Annotated in this window: 16 protein-coding genes; 6 read left to right on the top strand and 10 right to left on the bottom strand. The window is 68.2% G+C overall.

The features are described from left to right. Positions 1-67: 67 nt before the first annotated feature. On the bottom strand, positions 68-1,105 hold the full coding sequence (locus U4012_RS03225) for a histone deacetylase family protein (RefSeq protein WP_321796149.1): 1,038 nt from the start codon (positions 1,103-1,105) through the stop codon (positions 68-70). 125 nt (positions 1,106-1,230) lie between these two features. Between U4012_RS03225 and U4012_RS03220 the strand changes: the two genes are divergently transcribed. From U4012_RS03220 to dbpA, 5 genes are all read left to right on the top strand, one after another. Continuing rightward, positions 1,231-1,719 (top strand): Lrp/AsnC family transcriptional regulator, encoded by a 489-nt coding sequence (locus tag U4012_RS03220; protein ID WP_124487083.1) that lies wholly within the window; start codon positions 1,231-1,233, stop codon positions 1,717-1,719. A 61-nt stretch (positions 1,720-1,780) separates the two neighbouring features. Further along, positions 1,781-2,107, top strand: coding sequence for a hypothetical protein (locus U4012_RS03215; protein WP_321796147.1), 327 nt, complete (start codon positions 1,781-1,783; stop codon positions 2,105-2,107). Between the two features lie 537 nt (positions 2,108-2,644). After that, on the top strand, positions 2,645-4,288 hold the full coding sequence (gene mqo, locus U4012_RS03210; RefSeq protein WP_321796145.1) for a malate dehydrogenase (quinone): 1,644 nt from the start codon (positions 2,645-2,647) through the stop codon (positions 4,286-4,288). 432 nt (positions 4,289-4,720) lie between these two features. Next, the gene (locus U4012_RS03205) at positions 4,721-4,918 is read left to right on the top strand and encodes a hypothetical protein (RefSeq protein WP_044845448.1); all 198 of its coding nucleotides are present in this window, start codon (positions 4,721-4,723) and stop codon (positions 4,916-4,918) included. After that, on the top strand, positions 4,915-6,312 hold the full coding sequence (dbpA, locus tag U4012_RS03200; RefSeq protein WP_044845449.1) for an ATP-dependent RNA helicase DbpA: 1,398 nt from the start codon (positions 4,915-4,917) through the stop codon (positions 6,310-6,312). Before U4012_RS03205 ends, dbpA begins: the two co-directional genes overlap by 4 nt. 27 nt (positions 6,313-6,339) lie before the next feature. On the opposite strand, the gene U4012_RS03195 is transcribed toward dbpA, so the two are convergent. After that, positions 6,340-7,224, bottom strand: coding sequence for a LysR substrate-binding domain-containing protein (locus U4012_RS03195; protein WP_321796142.1), 885 nt, complete (start codon positions 7,222-7,224; stop codon positions 6,340-6,342). Between the two features lie 121 nt (positions 7,225-7,345). Here U4012_RS03195 and hndA point away from each other — a divergent pair, with 121 nt between their 5' ends. Beyond that, positions 7,346-8,296: a 2-hydroxy-1-naphthoic acid nonoxidative decarboxylase gene (gene hndA / locus U4012_RS03190; RefSeq protein WP_124520918.1), complete on the top strand. Its 951-nt coding sequence runs from the start codon at positions 7,346-7,348 to the stop codon at positions 8,294-8,296. Positions 8,297-8,380: 84 nt separating this feature from the next. On the opposite strand, the gene U4012_RS03185 is transcribed toward hndA, so the two are convergent. From U4012_RS03185 to U4012_RS03150, 8 genes are all read right to left on the bottom strand, one after another. After that, complete coding sequence (locus tag U4012_RS03185; protein WP_124487088.1) at positions 8,381-9,283, bottom strand: transporter; 903 nt, start codon at positions 9,281-9,283, stop codon at positions 8,381-8,383. Between the two features lie 67 nt (positions 9,284-9,350). After that, positions 9,351-10,172: an alpha/beta fold hydrolase gene (locus U4012_RS03180; protein WP_044845453.1), complete on the bottom strand. Its 822-nt coding sequence runs from the start codon at positions 10,170-10,172 to the stop codon at positions 9,351-9,353. A 37-nt stretch (positions 10,173-10,209) separates the two neighbouring features. After that, positions 10,210-10,404 (bottom strand): 2-hydroxymuconate tautomerase, encoded by a 195-nt coding sequence (locus tag U4012_RS03175; protein ID WP_257129466.1) that lies wholly within the window; start codon positions 10,402-10,404, stop codon positions 10,210-10,212. Between the two features lie 24 nt (positions 10,405-10,428). After that, positions 10,429-11,217, bottom strand: a complete 789-nt coding sequence (gene dmpH / locus U4012_RS03170; RefSeq protein ID WP_044845454.1) for a 2-oxo-3-hexenedioate decarboxylase — start codon at positions 11,215-11,217, stop codon at positions 10,429-10,431. Then, on the bottom strand, positions 11,214-12,260 hold the full coding sequence (gene dmpG, locus U4012_RS03165) for a 4-hydroxy-2-oxovalerate aldolase (protein ID WP_044845455.1): 1,047 nt from the start codon (positions 12,258-12,260) through the stop codon (positions 11,214-11,216). The genes dmpH and dmpG overlap by 4 nt, the downstream gene beginning before the upstream one ends. 44 nt (positions 12,261-12,304) lie before the next feature. Beyond that, positions 12,305-13,225 carry an acetaldehyde dehydrogenase (acetylating) gene (locus U4012_RS03160; RefSeq protein ID WP_124892930.1) on the bottom strand — a complete coding sequence of 307 codons (921 nt, stop codon included), beginning with the start codon at positions 13,223-13,225 and terminating at the stop codon, positions 12,305-12,307. A gap of 41 nt (positions 13,226-13,266) precedes the next feature. Next, positions 13,267-14,049: a 2-oxopent-4-enoate hydratase gene (gene dmpE / locus U4012_RS03155; protein ID WP_321796135.1), complete on the bottom strand. Its 783-nt coding sequence runs from the start codon at positions 14,047-14,049 to the stop codon at positions 13,267-13,269. A 28-nt stretch (positions 14,050-14,077) separates the two neighbouring features. Further along, positions 14,078-15,589 carry a 2-hydroxymuconic semialdehyde dehydrogenase gene (locus U4012_RS03150; RefSeq protein ID WP_321796133.1) on the bottom strand — a complete coding sequence of 504 codons (1,512 nt, stop codon included), beginning with the start codon at positions 15,587-15,589 and terminating at the stop codon, positions 14,078-14,080. Positions 15,590-15,622: the final 33 nt, after the last annotated feature.

Below are 15,622 nucleotides of genomic sequence, written 5' to 3'. Positions count from 1 at the left end.
CGTCTCCTTCCTTGTCGCTGTTGGTTCGTGATCCATACCATCGTCGATTGCAGGCAAAGCGATGCGCTCACGCGCGCCCTTCGAAGCCGAGCAGCACGTTCACCGCGTTGATACCGATTTCCTCGACCATGTAGCCGCCTTCCATCACGAACAGCGTCGGCAGGTTCAGGCGCGCGAGCGCGGCGCCGATCCGCAGGTAGTCGGGCGAGCGCAGCTTGAAATGGCTGATCGGATCGTGCTCGAACGTGTCGACGCCGAGCGACACGACGAGCAGGTCGGGCGCGTGCTTCGCGATCGCCGCAGTGGCCTGGCCGAGCGCCGCCGAGTAGGTGTCCCACTGCGTGCCCTTCGGCAGCGGCAGGTTCAGGTTGAAGCCTTCGCCCACGCCCGCGCCGCGCTCGTCGGCATGGCCCGAGAAGTACGGATACGACACCGCCGGCTCGCCGTGCAGCGACGCGAACAACACGTCCGAACGCTCGTAGAAGATGTCCTGCGTGCCGTTGCCATGATGGAAGTCGACGTCGAGCACCGCGACGCGCGCCGCACCGCTCGCGATGCCGTGCTGCGCGGCGATCGCCGCGTTGTTCAGGTAGCAGTAGCCGCCCATGTACTCGCGGCCCGCATGGTGGCCGGGCGGACGGCACAGCGCGAACGCCGCGCGCGCGCTGCCGTTCGCCAGCAGGTCGGCGCCGGTGAGCGCCGAGTTCGCGCTCGCGCTCACCGCGTCCCACGTGCCGGCGTTGATCGGCGCACCGGCATCCATCGCGAAGAAGCCGAGCTTGCCGTCGATGAAGTCGGGCAGCGTCGCCGCCGACGGCATCGCGCGCACCGGCCACACGAGCGGCAGCGCCTGGCAGGTGCGGCCGGTCGCGGCCCATTCGTCCCATGCGCCGGCGAGAAAGTCGACATAGCGCGCGCTGTGCGCGCCGGCATAGCTCGAGCGGTCGAACGCGCGCGGCGCGATCACGTCGCCGAGGCCGGCCGCGCGGACCTGCGCAAGCACCGTTTCGGCGCGAAGGGGGTTCTCGAACGAATCGGTGATCGCGCCGTCCTTCAGTTCGACGCCGCGATGCAGATGGTGATCGCTGCTGTAGACCGTGAGCATGGTTGACCGTTGCAGTGAAGGCTGTGAGGGGTGGCAACAGTCTATTGAGGCCAGCCGGCAATAACTTTGCTTTTCAACTCTTCGTTTCGTACAATTTTGAGAAAACCGTCTACGGAGACCCGGAAATGAGCAAAAATCGCGCTTCGGTTGAGCTGGACGGCGTCGATCGCGCGATGCTCCGCCTGCTGCAGGAAGACGGCGCGCTGTCCAACGCGACGCTCGGCGAACGGTTGGCGCTGAGCGTCACGCCGTGCTGGCGGCGGCGCAAGCGGCTCGAGGACGAAGGCGTGATCACCGGCTACCAGGCGAACCTCGACCGCCGCGCGCTCGGCATGAACGTATTCGCGTTCGTGCAGGTCACGTTCAACATGCATTCGGACCAGGATTCGGATCACTTCGAGGACGTGATGCGGCGTCACGATGAAGTGACGTCGTGCCACAAGATCACCGGCGCGGCCGACTACATCCTGCAGGTCGTGGCCGCCGATCTCGACACGTATGCGGAATTCGTCGAACGCGTGCTGCGAAAGCAGGCTGGCGTGTCGTCGATCCAGTCGAGCCTCGCGCTGCGCGAGGTCAAGTTCTCGTCGCGCGTGCCGGTGCCGGACGCGTGATCGATCAAGCGCCCGCGCACGGGCATCCGCTGTCGACCTTCATCCCCTGGAGCGCTACCGCATGAAACATTGCATTCCTTCCGCGCCGCTTGCCGCGATCGCTCTCGCGTTTGCATTGGGCGCGTGCGCGACGCAACCGCCTGCCCCGCTTCCACCCAATGTCGCCGGGCAGGACACGCAAGGCGCGCAGACCGCCCAGGCTACCGAAGCCGCCCCGCCGATGGTCGGCGGCGATCGCGACGCGCACGGCTGCATCGGCTCGGCCGGTTATGCCTGGTGCGAAACGACCCGACAATGCGAGCGCCCGTGGGAACTTGCGAAGGCGCATGGCTTCGCGAACTCGGCGCAGGGGTACGAGCAGTTCTGCCGGAACGGCGCAGCGAAGTGAAGGAATGCGATGTGACCGGGTCGCGATGCAACGTCGCGCCCCGATGAAGCGCGAGCGCGATGCGCGCCATGCCCGTCGCGCGCGTTTCGCCCCGCCGATCCCGCCTTTTTTCCCGTTCCGCGCACCGTCATTCCGGAAACCCGGACACACAAAAAACCCCACGAAATCAGGGATATTCCGCGCGAGCGACACGGCAATCGAGTTCGGTTATATTACGCGCCCCTTGCCATCCCGCCCCGCGGAACGCATTGCGCGCGGCCGCTTTCGACGCGGCCTGAAACGCCTTCCGGCGAGGCCCGCAGCAAGGGCCTGCGCGCCCGTCGCACGACCGTGAAGCAGCTGATTGCACGAGTACATGAAGCCGATCCGAAGGTGTCCTTCGCAACGGCTTCGCGTGCGCAAATGCAACGGTGAACATGGTCGGTCCGGAATTCCGGATTCGCGGTCCGGATCTCCGGATGCGCGATCCGGTTGCGAATCCGCATCGGCCGGGCGGCATGGCAAACCGATGCATCCAAGTTGAAAAAGGGATCTGCTGTGATCAAAACGTTACGGGTAATACTGTCGGCGCTCGCGCTGTGCGTCGCGACGTCGTCCGCGCATGCTGCCGATACGAAGAAGGTCGACGTCCTGCTGGTGGGCGGCGGCATCATGAGCTCGACGCTCGGCGTGTGGCTGCACGAGTTGCAGCCCGACTGGTCGATGACGATGGTCGAGCGCCTCGACGGCGTCGCACTGGAAAGCTCGAACGGCTGGAACAACGCGGGCACCGGCCACTCGGCGCTCGCCGAGCTGAACTACACGCCGGAGAAGGCGGACGGCAAGATCGACATCTCGAAGGCGATCGAGATCAACGAGTCGTTCCAGATCTCGCGCCAGTTCTGGGCCTGGCAGGTCCGGCAGGGCGTGCTGAAGAACCCGCACTCGTTCATCAACTCGACGCCGCACATGAGCTTCGTGTGGGGCGACGACAACGTCCGCTTCCTGAAGAAGCGCTACGACGCGCTGCAGGCGAGCCCGCTGTTCCGCGGCATGCAGTATTCGGAAGACTACGACCAGATCAAGCAGTGGGTGCCGCTGATGATGGAAGGCCGCGACCGCAACCAGAAGGTCGCGGCGACGTGGACGCCGATCGGCACCGACGTGAACTTCGGCGAGATCACGCGCCAGTTCGTCGGCTACCTGAAGACGCAGCCGAACTTCACGCTGTCGCTGTCGAGCGAAGTGCGCGAGATCTCGCGCAACGCGGACGGCACGTGGCACGTGTCGTGGGTGAAGCTGCATTCGGATGAACCGCCGCAGGCCGTCGACGCGAAGTTCGTGTTCATCGGCGCGGGCGGCGGTGCGCTGCACCTGCTGCAGGCGTCGGGCATCCCCGAGGCGAAGGACTACGGCGCGTTTCCCGTGGGCGGCTCGTTCCTCGTGACCGACAACCCCGAGGTCGTGAAGCGCCACCTCGCGAAGGCGTACGGCAAGGCGTCGGTCGGCTCGCCGCCGATGTCGGTGCCGCACCTCGACACGCGCATCATCGACGGCAAGAAGATCATCCTGTTCGGACCGTTCGCGACGTTCTCGACCAAGTTCCTGAAGAACGGCTCGTACTTCGACCTCGCGAAGAGCACCAACCTGCACAACGTCGCACCGATGATGCGCGTGGGCGTCGACGAATTCCCGCTCGTCGAGTATCTCGCCGGCCAGCTGATGCTGTCCGACGACGACCGCTTCAAAGCGCTGAAGGAATACTTCCCGGACGCGAAGAAGGAAGACTGGCGCCTGTGGCAGGCCGGCCAGCGCGTGCAGATCATCAAGCGCGACCCGAAGAAGGGCGGCGTGCTGAAGCTCGGCACCGAGATCGTCAGCTCGCAGGACGGCAGCATCGCGGGCCTGCTCGGCGCATCGCCGGGCGCGTCGACGGCCGCGCCGATCATGCTGAGCCTGTTGCAGAAGGTGTTCAAGGACAAGGTCGCGACGCCCGAATGGCAGCAGAAGCTCCGCCAGATCGTGCCGAGCTACGGCACGAAACTGAACGACAGCCCGGCGAAGGTCGTCGAGGAATGGACCTATACGAGCGGCGTGCTGCAGTTGTCGCCGCCGCCGAAGATCGACCTGACGGCGCCGTCGCAGGCGACGGGCACGGCTCCGGCGCGCCCCGCGAAGGCAGCGGCCGACATGGCGCTGTAACGCGTCCGGTCCCGTTTCGCCGCATCGCACGGCCGCCCTTCGGGGCGGCCGTTTTTCATCGCGAATGCGGACGGCGCAGCGTGCTGCGTCCTGCGCAGGCTTCACCGGCTGCCATACCGCCCGCCACACCACGGCCGATCGCCCGCTGCCGGGGGCCGTCCGCCACCGGCCGTCCGCCACCGGCCGTCCGCCGCCAGCCGACCCGCTGCCGATGACCCCGCTGCGGGCCGCGCGGGGCCGGTCGCCCCAGCCACCGTCCCGCATCCGCTAGAATTGCGGGCACGCGCGACACCGTCGCCACCGATCCACCATCCGCATCGACGCGGTCCACGCGACCGCCGGTGCGGCCCGCGCCCGAGCCGCGCGAGCGCCGCACTTCGTTGCCGCGCCCGCCCGGGCGCGCCACCAACCGAATTCAGCTGGAGAAAGACCGTGTTTACTTGCCGAAACCAGAGCTGCGGCACGCAGTGGGAAACGTCCGACGTCGTCATCAAGGACGAAGGCCAGGGGCTGCTGTTCCGCTGCCCGCTGTGCGGCGCGCGCAACTATCTCGAGCGCTTCGAGGACGATGAAGGCAACGTCGCCTACGAACAGATGGAAGGCAAGCCTTACCTCGGAGACCTCGAATGACGCAGCCGACCGCCACGCCCTTCAGCGCGCTGCCGCTGACGCCCGCCACGCTCGCGAACCTCGCGCAGCTCGGCTATGTCGACATGACGCCGATCCAGGCCGCGAGCCTGCCGATCGCGCTGGCCGGCCAGGACCTGATCGCGCAGGCGAAGACGGGCAGCGGCAAGACCGCCGCGTTCTCGCTCGCGCTGCTGGCGCGCCTCGACGCGCGCCGCTTCGACGTGCAGGCGATGATCCTGTGCCCGACCCGCGAACTCGCCGACCAGGTCGCGCAGGAGGTGCGCCGCCTCGCGCGCGCCGAGGAAAACGTGAAGGTGCTGACGCTGTGCGGCGGCACGCCGATGCGCCCGCAGGCGCAGAGCCTCGAACACGGCGCGCACATCGTCGTCGGCACGCCGGGCCGCATCATGGATCACCTCGACCGCGGCAACCTGAAGCTCGACGCGCTGAACACGCTCGTGCTCGACGAAGCCGACCGGATGCTCGACATGGGCTTCTTCGACGACATCGCGAAAGTCGCGCGCATGTGCCCGACGACGCGCCAGACGCTGCTGTTCTCGGCGACCTACCCGGACGGCATCGCGAAGCTGAGCCAGCAGTTCCTGCGCAATCCGAAGGAAGTGAAGCTCGAGGAGCGCCACGACGACAGCAAGATCCGCCAGCGCTTCTACGAAGTGACGGAAACCGAGCGGCTGCACGCGGTCGGCCAGTTGCTGAACCATTACCGGCCGGTGAGCACGATCGCGTTCTGCAACACCAAGCAGCAATGCCGCGACCTGCTCGACGTGCTGCACGCGCAGGGCTTCCACGCGCTCGCGCTGCACGGCGAGCTCGAACAGCGCGAGCGCGACCAGGTGCTGATCCAGTTCGCGAACCGCAGTTGCTCGGTGCTGGTCGCGACCGACGTGGCCGCGCGCGGGCTCGACATCGCGCAGCTCGAGGCGGTGATCAACGTCGACGTGACGCCCGACCCCGAAGTGCACGTGCACCGTATCGGCCGCACCGGCCGCGCGGACCAGGAAGGCTGGGCGCTGAGCCTCGCCAGCATGGACGAGATGGGCCGCGTCGGCGCGATCGAGCAGGCGCAGAAGCGCGACGTCGAATGGCATCCGCTCGCGGAACTGAAGCCGGCCGGCAACGACACGCTGCTGCCGCCGATGGAAACGCTGCAGATCCTCGGCGGACGCAAGGACAAGATCCGCCCGGGCGACGTGCTCGGCGCGCTGACCGGCGATGCGGGGTTCGACGGCAAGCAGATCGGCAAGATCAACGTGACCGAGTTCTCGACCTATGTCGCGGTCGAGCGCGGCGTCGCGCGCGACGCGCTGCGCAAGCTCAATGCGGGGAAGATCAAGGGCAAGCGGGTCAAGGTCCGGTTGATGGACGAAGAGTGACGCGGTGATGCCGGCGCGCCGCAATCCTTATGCGGCGCGCCCGCCCAGCATCGCCAGATACTGCCGTACCGCGCCCCATTCCCCGCCGCTGCGGCTGAGCGCGACGAGTTCGGACCCCGACACGCTGCCGGCGAGTTTCCGGTACACGACGTTCGGCGCCGCGATCCGGCTGAGCGGCGCCGGCACCAGCGCCACGCCGAGACCGGCGCCCGTCAGCGCCAGCACCGACAGCGTGCTGCTCACCTTGTGCGCGATGTGCGGCGTCTTGCCGAGCACCCGCCGCAGGACCGCCAGCTGCCCTTCGTCGTCGCCGTCGGCGGCATAGAAAATGAACGGTTCGTCCGCGAGCGCCGCGACGCTCACCGAGCGCCGCTTCGCGAGCGCATGCCGGTCGCTCATCATCACGTCCCACGCCCAGCTGCCGACCGTGCGCACGGCCAGCTTCGGATCGAACGCCGTGCCGAAGGCCGGGCAATAGCCGATGTCGAGCCGGCCCGCGAGGATCGCGTCCTGCTGCGCGGCCGGCGCCATTTCGTGCAGGTCGAGCGCCACTTCCGGCCATGCCGCGTGAAACGCGATCAGGTCGTCGGACAGCCGCCCCGTCGCGACCGCATTGCCGACGAAGCCGATCCGCACCACGCCCGTCTCGCCGCGCGCCGCGCGCTGCACGACCGTCTTCGCGCGCGCGGCCTGCTCGAGCGTGTGCCGCGCTTCGGCCACGAGCAAGCGGCCCGCGTCGGTCAGCAGCACCTTGCGGGTGCTGCGCTCGAACAGCGTCGCGCCGAGTTCCTCCTCGAGCGCGCGGATCTGCGCGCTCAACGCGGGCTGCACGATATGCAGCCGCTCCGCCGCGCGGCCGAAATGCCCTTCTTCGGCAACCGCGAGAAAGTAGCGCAAATGGCGAAGGTCCATACGGTCGATTGATCACCCGAAACGATTAATCTCGAAATTTAATCTATTGGAATGAAAAATCAAGCGCGCGCATCCTGATGGTGATCCGCTGCGTCGCAGCCCACCTGCAAGGAGCCCCGTCGTGTCCGACCGCAACCGCATCGATGTTCACCAGCATGTCGTCCCGCCGTTCTGGGCCGCAGCCCTCCCGTCGCACGGCGGCGATCCGTCCGGCTGGGGCAGCCCGACCTGGAGCCCGGAAGCCGCGCTTGCGTTCATGGACTCGCTGGAGATCCAGACCGGCGTGCTGTCGCTGACGGCGCCCGGCGTGCAGGGCTGGAACGGCCAGGCCAAGCGCGACATGGCGCGCCAGGTCAACGAATACGTGGCCGGCCTCGTCGCGCAACGGCCGACCCGCTTCGGCAACTTCGCGACGCTGCCGCTGCCCGACGTCGACGGCACGCTCGCCGAGATCGATCACGCGTTCGACACGCTGAAGGCCGACGGCGTCGTGCTGCTCAGCAACTACGGCGGCACCTATCTCGGCGATGCGGCATTCGACGCCGTGTGGGCCGCGCTGGATCGCCGCCACGCGGTGGTGTTCATTCATCCGGCCAAGCCCGCGATCGACGTGCTGCCCGGCATGCCCGGCCCGCTGCTCGACTACCCGTTCGATACGACGCGCACCGCGCTGCAGCTCGTGCTCAACGGCGTGATCGCGCGCTACCCGAACGTGCGCATCATCCTGTCGCACGCCGGCGGCTTCCTGCCGTACACCGCGTACCGCTTTGCCGAACTCGCGCCGGGCGTGCGCAACGACGTGCCGGATCGCGACGGGCTGCTCGACCTGCTGCGCACGTTCTACTTCGACACCGCGCTGTCGTCGCCGTCCGCGCTGCCGAGCCTCACCGCGTTCGCGCAACCGGATCGCGTGCTGTACGGCAGCGACTTCCCGTATGCGCCGCCGGCCGTCGGCACGTCGTTCACCGCGGCGCAGGACGCGTATGCCGCGCTGGGCGCCGACCGGCACGCCGCGCTCAATCGCGCGAACGCGCTGCCGCTGTTCCCGCGCCTCGCCGCACTCGCGCGATAACGCGCGACGCAGTGCCGCGTGACGCCCCATCGCGGCGGCGTCACGCGCGCAACCGCCCGCGGCCGTCCGCGCCGCGCGGCACCGTCAGAACGGAATGACGGCCTTCGCCCAAACGGCCTCGCCGGCCGGCCGGTTGCGCACGAAGAATTCCTTCACGACGCGCGCTTCCAGGCTGACCTTGCCGAACTGGTAACGGACACCGGGGCCGATCGCGAACGTCTGTCCGCGAAAGCCGTCGCCCGCGACCGGCTGGCCGTTCTGCATGTCGTCGGTGGTCTGCTTGACGAAGTAGCCCGACAGTCCGACGCGCGCCTTCGGCGTGACCGCATAGCTCGCCGAGTAATCGATGTGGAACAGGTTGCCCGAGTGGTAATGGGTGTCGTTGTTCGGCGAGTTGAAGCTGTACGTGATCTTCGCGGACACCTCGACCTTGTCGTTCGGCAGCCACGTCACGCCGAACACCGGCCGCGCGGTGTAGTAGTTCTTGCCGGTATTCAGCGCCGCACGCATGTCGTACTGGCCGGTCGGGAACACGAATTCGATCGCCGCGACGGTGCGCAGCGCGCCCGATCCCCACGCGATCAGCGCGGGGCTGACGATCAGGTCGCCGAGATTGGTGCGGTCGAACGACGCGCCGCCCGCATCCAGCGCCAGATGCTCCATCGGCAGCACCGCATACGCACCGTAGCGCCCGCCGAGCACCGACAGGTTCGACATCCACACGACGCGCGGAATCAGCACGTCGGCATCGAGCTTGAATCCGGGCACCGAACCGTTGCCGTGCGAATCGTTGAAGCGCGACGCATGGTAGTGCGTGTAGTACAGCAGCGCGTACAGCCCGGCCGGCGGCAGCGCGCCGGCGAAGAACGCTTCCGCGCCCTCGCCGATCGTGTCGCCGCCACCCTCCGTTGCGAACGCGCCGGTGCTCAGCGCCATGCCCGCGCACGCGGCGAGCGAAACCAGTCCGAAGGCAGCCTTTCGTTTCATCGATGTCTCCAATATTCGTTCTACTGAATTGATTTTTTATGGTCGTCCCGCGCGCCGCCCCCGCCGGCTATTCGCTGAAGTGCTCGATCACGAGCCGGTTGAAGCGCGCCGCATGCTCGATCTGCGTCCAGTGTCCGCAGCGGCCGAACACGTGCAACTGCGCATTCGGCAGCAGTTCCAGCAGCCGCGTCGAGCTGTCGAGCGGAATCACGCGGTCCTCGCGGCCGTGCACGATCAGCGTCTCGTGCGGCAGCGCGCGCAGTTTCGCCTCGTCGCTCGCGAGCGCATCGACCCAGCGCTGACGCGGCGCGGGAAACATGTTCGCGAACGCCTCCTGGTAGCCGGGCCGCACGCTCGCGTCGTAGCGCAGCTTCGCGAGCTCGTCGTTCACCAGCGTGCGATCGAACGCGAAGATGTCCAGCAGGCCGCGCATGTTCGCGATCGACGGCGTATAGCCCCACACGGCATCGAGCCCTTCGGTGAGCGTGAAGCGCGTGCCGGCCGCGCCCATCAGCACGAGCCGGCCGACCCGTTCGGGCGCGCGGATCGCCAGCGCGAGCGCGAGCGCGCCGCCGAACGAGTTGCCGATCACGTGCGCGCGCTCGACGTCGAGCGCATCGAGCAGGCCGAGTGCGTGGTCGACCCAGTGGTCCATCGAATACACGTAATCGCGCGGCCGCTCGGTTTCGCCGAAACCGGCCATGTCCGGCGCGATCACGCGAAACCGCGCGGCAAGCGCGGGCATCGTGAGCCGCCAGTTCGCATAGGCCGTGACGCCCGGCCCCGAGCCGTGGATCAGCAGCACCGGCGGCCCGTCGCCGAGGTCGTGATAGTTGGTGTCGAGACCGGCCGCGACGATCCGGCGGCCCAGTTCGGGATTGCTTGACATGATGCTTCTCCAGTCGGTTTCGGTGGCGCGCGGCGCGTCAGCGCCCGCGTTTCTTCGCGCTCTGCCCGCCGATTCCGAAATGCGCCTTCGGCATCTCGGTGATGATCACGCGCACCGATTCGAGCGGTGCGTCGAGCGAGCGATGGATGGCTTCGGTGACTTCGGCGATCAGGCGTTCCTTCTTGTCGTCGTCGCGGCCTTCCAGGATGTACAGATGAGCTACCGGCACGATGGCCTCCCGTTGCGTTCGGAACGTTCAGATGAAGCGCAGGCCGACCGAGCCGATGTCCTGCACGCGCAGCGTCACGTTGTCGCCGGCCGCGACGGCCACCGCCTCCGTGATGCCGCCTGACAGGATCAGGCTGCCCGCCGGAATCGACTCGCCGCGCGCGCCGAGGTGGTTCGCGAGCATCGCGATCGCCGCGGCCGGATGCCCGAGCACGGCCGCGCCGGCGCCGAACGCGACCGGCAGCCCGTTCTTCTCGAGCACGATGCCGAGCGTGCGCAGGTCGACGCCGTCCACCGGCAGCGGGCGGCCGCCCGCGACGAAGCGCGCGGCCGACGTGTTGTCGGCCACCACGCTCTTCAGGTCGAACTTGAAATCGCGGTAGCGGCTGTCGATCACCTCGATCCCGGCGACGACGAAGTCGGTCGCGGCGAGCACCGCGCCGACGTGGCAGCCGGGCCCCTTCAGTTCGGCCTTCGTCACGAACGCGATCTCCGGCTCGACCTTCGGATGGATCAGCGCGGACGTGTCGCACTCGCCGCCGTCGGGCAGGTCGTAGACGTCGGTGAGGAAGCCGAACACGGGCGTGTCGACGCCCATCTGCCGCATCTTCGCGTGCGACGTCAGGCCGGCCTTGTAGCCGACGATCCGCGCGCCACGCGCGAGCTGCCGGCGGCGGATCGCATCCTGCACCGCGTAGGCGTCGTCCCAGTCCATCTCCGGATGGCGGTCGGTGATCTTCGGCGTGTCGCATGCTTCACGCATGCAGTCGTCGAGATGCGCGGCGAGCGCCTCGATCGTGTCGGTCGACAGGTTCATGCGGCCTCCCGCTTCGCTTGCGCCGCGCGCGCCTTCGCGAGCGTCAGCGCGGTGTCCTCGATCATGTCCTCCTGGCCGCCGACCATCCCGCGCCGGCCGAGCTCGACGAGGATGTCGCGCGCCGGAATCCCGTATTTGTCGCCCGCCCGCTTCGCGAACAGCAGGAACGACCCGTACACGCCCGCATAACCGAGCGTCAGCGCGTCGCGGTCGATCCGGATCGGGAAATCCATCATCGGCACGACGAGATCCTCGGCGACGTCCTGGATCTTCCACACGTCGACGCCGGTTTCGATGCCCATCCGCTCGCACACGGCGACGAACACTTCGAGCGGCGTGTTGCCGGCGCCGGCGCCGAGCCCCGCCGCCGCGCCGTCGATCCGGTTCGCGCCGGCCTCGATCGCGGCGATCGAGTTCGCGACGCCCATCGCGAGGTTGTGGTGACCGTGAAAGCCCAGCTCCGTGTCGGGCTGCAGCGCGTCGCGCACCGCGCCGAGGCGCGCCTTCACGTCGTCGGGCAGCATGTAGCCGGCTGAGTCGGTGATGTAGATGCAGTTCGCGCCGTACGATTCCATCAGCTTCGCCTGCTTCACCAGCCCTTCCGGGCTGTTCATGTGGCTCATCATCAGGAAGCCGACGGTATCCATGTCGAGCTTGCGCGCCATCGCGATGTGCTGCTCGGAGACGTCCGCCTCGGTGCAGTGCGTCGCGACGCGGATCGTATGCACGCCGAGCGCGTGCGCTTCCTTCAGGTGATCGACGGTGCCGATGCCCGGCAGCAGCAGCGCCGACACCTTCGCGCGCTTCAGCAGCGGGATGACCGCGCCGAGGTATTCCGCGTCGGTATGCGCGGGAAAGCCGTAGTTCACCGACGAGCCGCCGAGGCCGTCGCCGTGCGTGACTTCGATCAGCGGCACGCCGGCCGCGTCGAGCCCGCTCGCGATCGAGCGCATCTGGTCGAGCGTCATCTGGTGGCGCTTCGGGTGCATGCCGTCACGCAGCGTCATGTCGTGGACGGTGATTCGCTTGCCTTTGAGATTCATTTCCGTTCCTTTTCGTCCGGTCGTGGAAGTCGCGTCCGCGGGCATCAGGCCGCCTGCGCGGCCGATGCCAGCGTGAGGCGGCCGGCCAGCAGTTCCTCGGCGAACATCTCGGCGGTGCGCGCGGCGGCGGCCGTCATGATGTCGAGGTTGCCCGCGTATTTCGGCAGGTAGTCGCCGAGGCCTTCGACCTCGAGATAGACCGACACACGATTGCCGTCGAACACCGGCCCGTTGACGAGCCGGTAGCCGGGCACGTAGCGCTGCACGTCGGCGATCATCGCGTGCACCGATTCGACGATGCGCGCTTCGTCGGGTGCGCTCTCCGTCAGGCAGTGCACGGTGTCGCGCATGATCAGCGGCGGGTCGGCCGGGTTGATCACGATGATCGCCTTGCCCGCCTTCGCGCCGCCGACCTGCGCGACGGCCGCGGCCGTCGTGCGCGTGAATTCGTCGATGTTCTTGCGCGTGCCGGGGCCGACCGAGCGCGACGATACGGTCGCGACGATCTCGCCGTACGCGACCGGCTGCACGCGCGAGATCGCGCGCACCATCGGGATCGTCGCCTGGCCGCCGCAGGTGACCATGTTGACGTTCATCTCGCCGGAGCCGATGTGGTCCTTCAGGTTGACCGGCGGCACGCAGTACGGACCGATCGCCGCCGGCGTCAGGTCGATCATCAGCACGCCGAGCGCATTGAGCTTGCGGCTGTTCTCCGCGTGGACGTACGCGCTCGTCGCGTCGAACGCGATCTGCACGCCGTCCGCCTGCACGTGAGGCAGGAGGCCGTCGACGCCGTCCGCGGTGGTCTTGAGGCCGAGTTCGCGCGCGCGTTTCAGGCCGTCGGAATCGGGATCGATGCCGACCATCCACACGGGTTCGAGCACGGGGCTGCGCATCAGCTTGGCGAGCAGGTCGGTGCCGATGTTGCCGGGACCGATCAGCGCGCAACGGATCTTTCGGGTCATGGGGAATGCCTCGTTTGCGTGGAAAGGAGAACGGGCGGCGCTCACGCGAACCGCACCGAACACGCGCCGATCCCGCCGATCGACACGCGGAAGTTGTCGCCGCGCGCGGCCGGCGCCATCGCGGCGAGCGCGCCGGACAGGATCACTTCGCCGGCCTTCAGCGGAATGCCGAGGCGGCCGAGCGTGTTGGCGAGCCACGCGACCGCGTTCACCGGCGAGCCGAGCGCGGCCGCGCCGGCGCCGGTGCCGATCACGTCGCCGTTCTTCTCGAGCACCATCCCGCAGGTCGACAGGTCGACGCTGCGCGTGCTCACGGCCTTGTCGCCAAGCACGAACACGCCGCACGACGCGTTGTCGGCGACCGTGTCGCCGATGCGGATCTTCCAGTCGCGAATGCGCGAATCGACGATCTCGAAGCACGGCATCACGCATTCGGTCGCCGCCAGCACCATCGCGTTCGACACGCCCGGGCCGAGCAGGTCGCGCTTCAGCACGAACGCGATCTCGCCTTCGGCCTTGGGCTGGATCAGCGTGTCGAGCGCGATGCACTCGCCGTCGCCATACACCATGCCCGACAGCAGGTAGCCGAAGTCGGGCTGGTACACGCCGAGCATGTCCATCACCGCCTTCGACGTGACGCCGATCTTCTTGCCGATCACGGTCTCGCCCGCGTCGAGGCGGCGCTGCACGAAGCGCTGCTGGATGCGGTACGCGTCGTCGACCGACAGGTCCTCGTGCTGCGACGTCAGCGGCGCGATCGGTTCGCGCGACGTCATCGCGTCGTACAGCCGGTCGCCCAGCGTGGTAATCAACGTGGAGTCCATAAGAGTGTTCCGGTCAGTAACGGTTGGGTCAGAGCTTCACGCAGACGTTGCGCAGCTCCGTGTAGAACTCGAGCGAATGCACGCCGCCCTCGCGGCCGATGCCCGATTGCTTCGCGCCGCCGAACGCGGTGCGCAGGTCGCGCAGGAACCACGAATTGACCCACGCGATGCCGACGTCGATCGACGCCGCGACGCGATGCGCGCGCGACAGGCTGGTCGTCCAGATCGCGGTCGACAGCCCGTACGCATTCGCGTTCGCGCGGCCGATCACTTCGGCTTCCGAATCGAACGGCATCACGAGCGTGCACGGCCCGAAGATCTCGTCGCGCGCGATCGGCGAATCGTCGCCGAGGCCGGTCCAGATCGTCGGCTGCACCCACGCGCCGCCGCGCAGGTCGTCGGGCATGTCGGGCACGCCGCCGCCCGTCACGATCGTCGCGCCGAGTTCGGCCGCCTTGCGGTAATACGACAGCACCTTGTCGCGATGCTCCTGGCTGATCAGCGGGCCGAGGCCGGTCGACGCCGCTTCCGGGGGGCCGGGTTGCAACTGCTCGGCGCCGGCCTTCAGCGCCGCGACGAAGCGCTCGAACAGCGGACGCTCGACATACACGCGCTCGGTGCCGAGGCAGACCTGCCCCGCGTTCGCGAAGCACGAGCGCAACGTGCCTTCGACGGCCGCGTCGAAGTCGCAATCGGCGAACACGATCGCCGCGTTCTTGCCGCCCATCTCGAGACTGACGGGCCGCGCGCCGTCGGCCGCGGCCTTCATGATGGCCGCGCCGGTGCGCGTCTCGCCGGTGAACGTGATCGCGTTCACGCCCGGATGGGTCGTCAGGAATTCGCCGGCGGAAGCCGGCCCGAAGCCGTGCACGACGTTGTAGACGCCGCGCGGCATGCCCGCCTCGTTCATCACTTCGCCGAGCAGCGCGGCCGTCTGCGGCGTCTCCTCCGACGGCTTCACGACCACCGTGTTGCCGCACGCGAGCGCGGGCCCGACCTTCCACGTCATCAGCAGCAGCGGCAGGTTCCACGGGCAGATCACGCCGACCACGCCGACCGGCCGGCGGATCGCGTAGTTGAGCGCGCCCGCGCCGTCCGGCGTCGCCATCTCGAAGGTTTCGCCGGGCACGTTCTTCACGACGTCGGCGAATACCTTGAAGTTCGCGGCGCCGCGCGGAATGTCGATATGGCTCGCGAGGCTCACCGGCTTGCCGGTGTCGGCCACTTCCGCTTCGAGGAAATCGTCGAAGCGGCGCGTGATGCCGTCGGCCACCGCATACAGCAGCTCGACGCGCTGCGCGACCGTCAGCCCGCCCCACGGGCCGGCCAGCGCCGCGCGGGCGGCCTGCACCGCCGCGTCGACGTCGGCGCGGCTCGCTTCGGCCACGCGCGCGATCACCGCGTTGTCGAGCGGCGAGCGCTTGTCGAACCAGCGCTCGCCCGCGCGATAGTCGCCGTCGATGAAGTTGCGGACGCGCCGCGGTTCCGGCTGCCCGCCGGCGGGGCCGCGTGTCGCGGCGTTGGGTTCGGTGTCGTACATGATGGAGTTACCGATAGTCGTGAATCCGTGATC

The sequence above is a fragment of the Burkholderia sp. BCC1988 genome, from assembly GCF_905339895.1.
GTDB lineage: Bacteria > Pseudomonadota > Gammaproteobacteria > Burkholderiales > Burkholderiaceae > Burkholderia.
Note: the sequence above shows the minus strand (reverse complement) of the source record. Positions and strands in the feature narration are given on the sequence as shown.

Coding starts and splice junctions, on each gene's coding strand:
- U4012_RS03225 (WP_321796149.1), bottom strand. CDS start 1,105: ATGCTCACGGTCTACAGCAGCGATCACCATCTGCATCGCGGCGTCGAA.
- U4012_RS03220 (WP_124487083.1), top strand. CDS start 1,231: ATGAGCAAAAATCGCGCTTCGGTTGAGCTGGACGGCGTCGATCGCGCG.
- U4012_RS03215 (WP_321796147.1), top strand. CDS start 1,781: ATGAAACATTGCATTCCTTCCGCGCCGCTTGCCGCGATCGCTCTCGCG.
- dbpA (WP_044845449.1), top strand. CDS start 4,915: ATGACGCAGCCGACCGCCACGCCCTTCAGCGCGCTGCCGCTGACGCCC.
- U4012_RS03195 (WP_321796142.1), bottom strand. CDS start 7,224: ATGGACCTTCGCCATTTGCGCTACTTTCTCGCGGTTGCCGAAGAAGGG.
- U4012_RS03185 (WP_124487088.1), bottom strand. CDS start 9,283: ATGAAACGAAAGGCTGCCTTCGGACTGGTTTCGCTCGCCGCGTGCGCG.
- U4012_RS03180 (WP_044845453.1), bottom strand. CDS start 10,172: ATGTCAAGCAATCCCGAACTGGGCCGCCGGATCGTCGCGGCCGGTCTC.
- dmpH (WP_044845454.1), bottom strand. CDS start 11,217: ATGAACCTGTCGACCGACACGATCGAGGCGCTCGCCGCGCATCTCGAC.
- dmpG (WP_044845455.1), bottom strand. CDS start 12,260: ATGAATCTCAAAGGCAAGCGAATCACCGTCCACGACATGACGCTGCGT.
- U4012_RS03160 (WP_124892930.1), bottom strand. CDS start 13,225: ATGACCCGAAAGATCCGTTGCGCGCTGATCGGTCCCGGCAACATCGGC.
- dmpE (WP_321796135.1), bottom strand. CDS start 14,049: ATGGACTCCACGTTGATTACCACGCTGGGCGACCGGCTGTACGACGCG.
- U4012_RS03150 (WP_321796133.1), bottom strand. CDS start 15,589: ATGTACGACACCGAACCCAACGCCGCGACACGCGGCCCCGCCGGCGGG.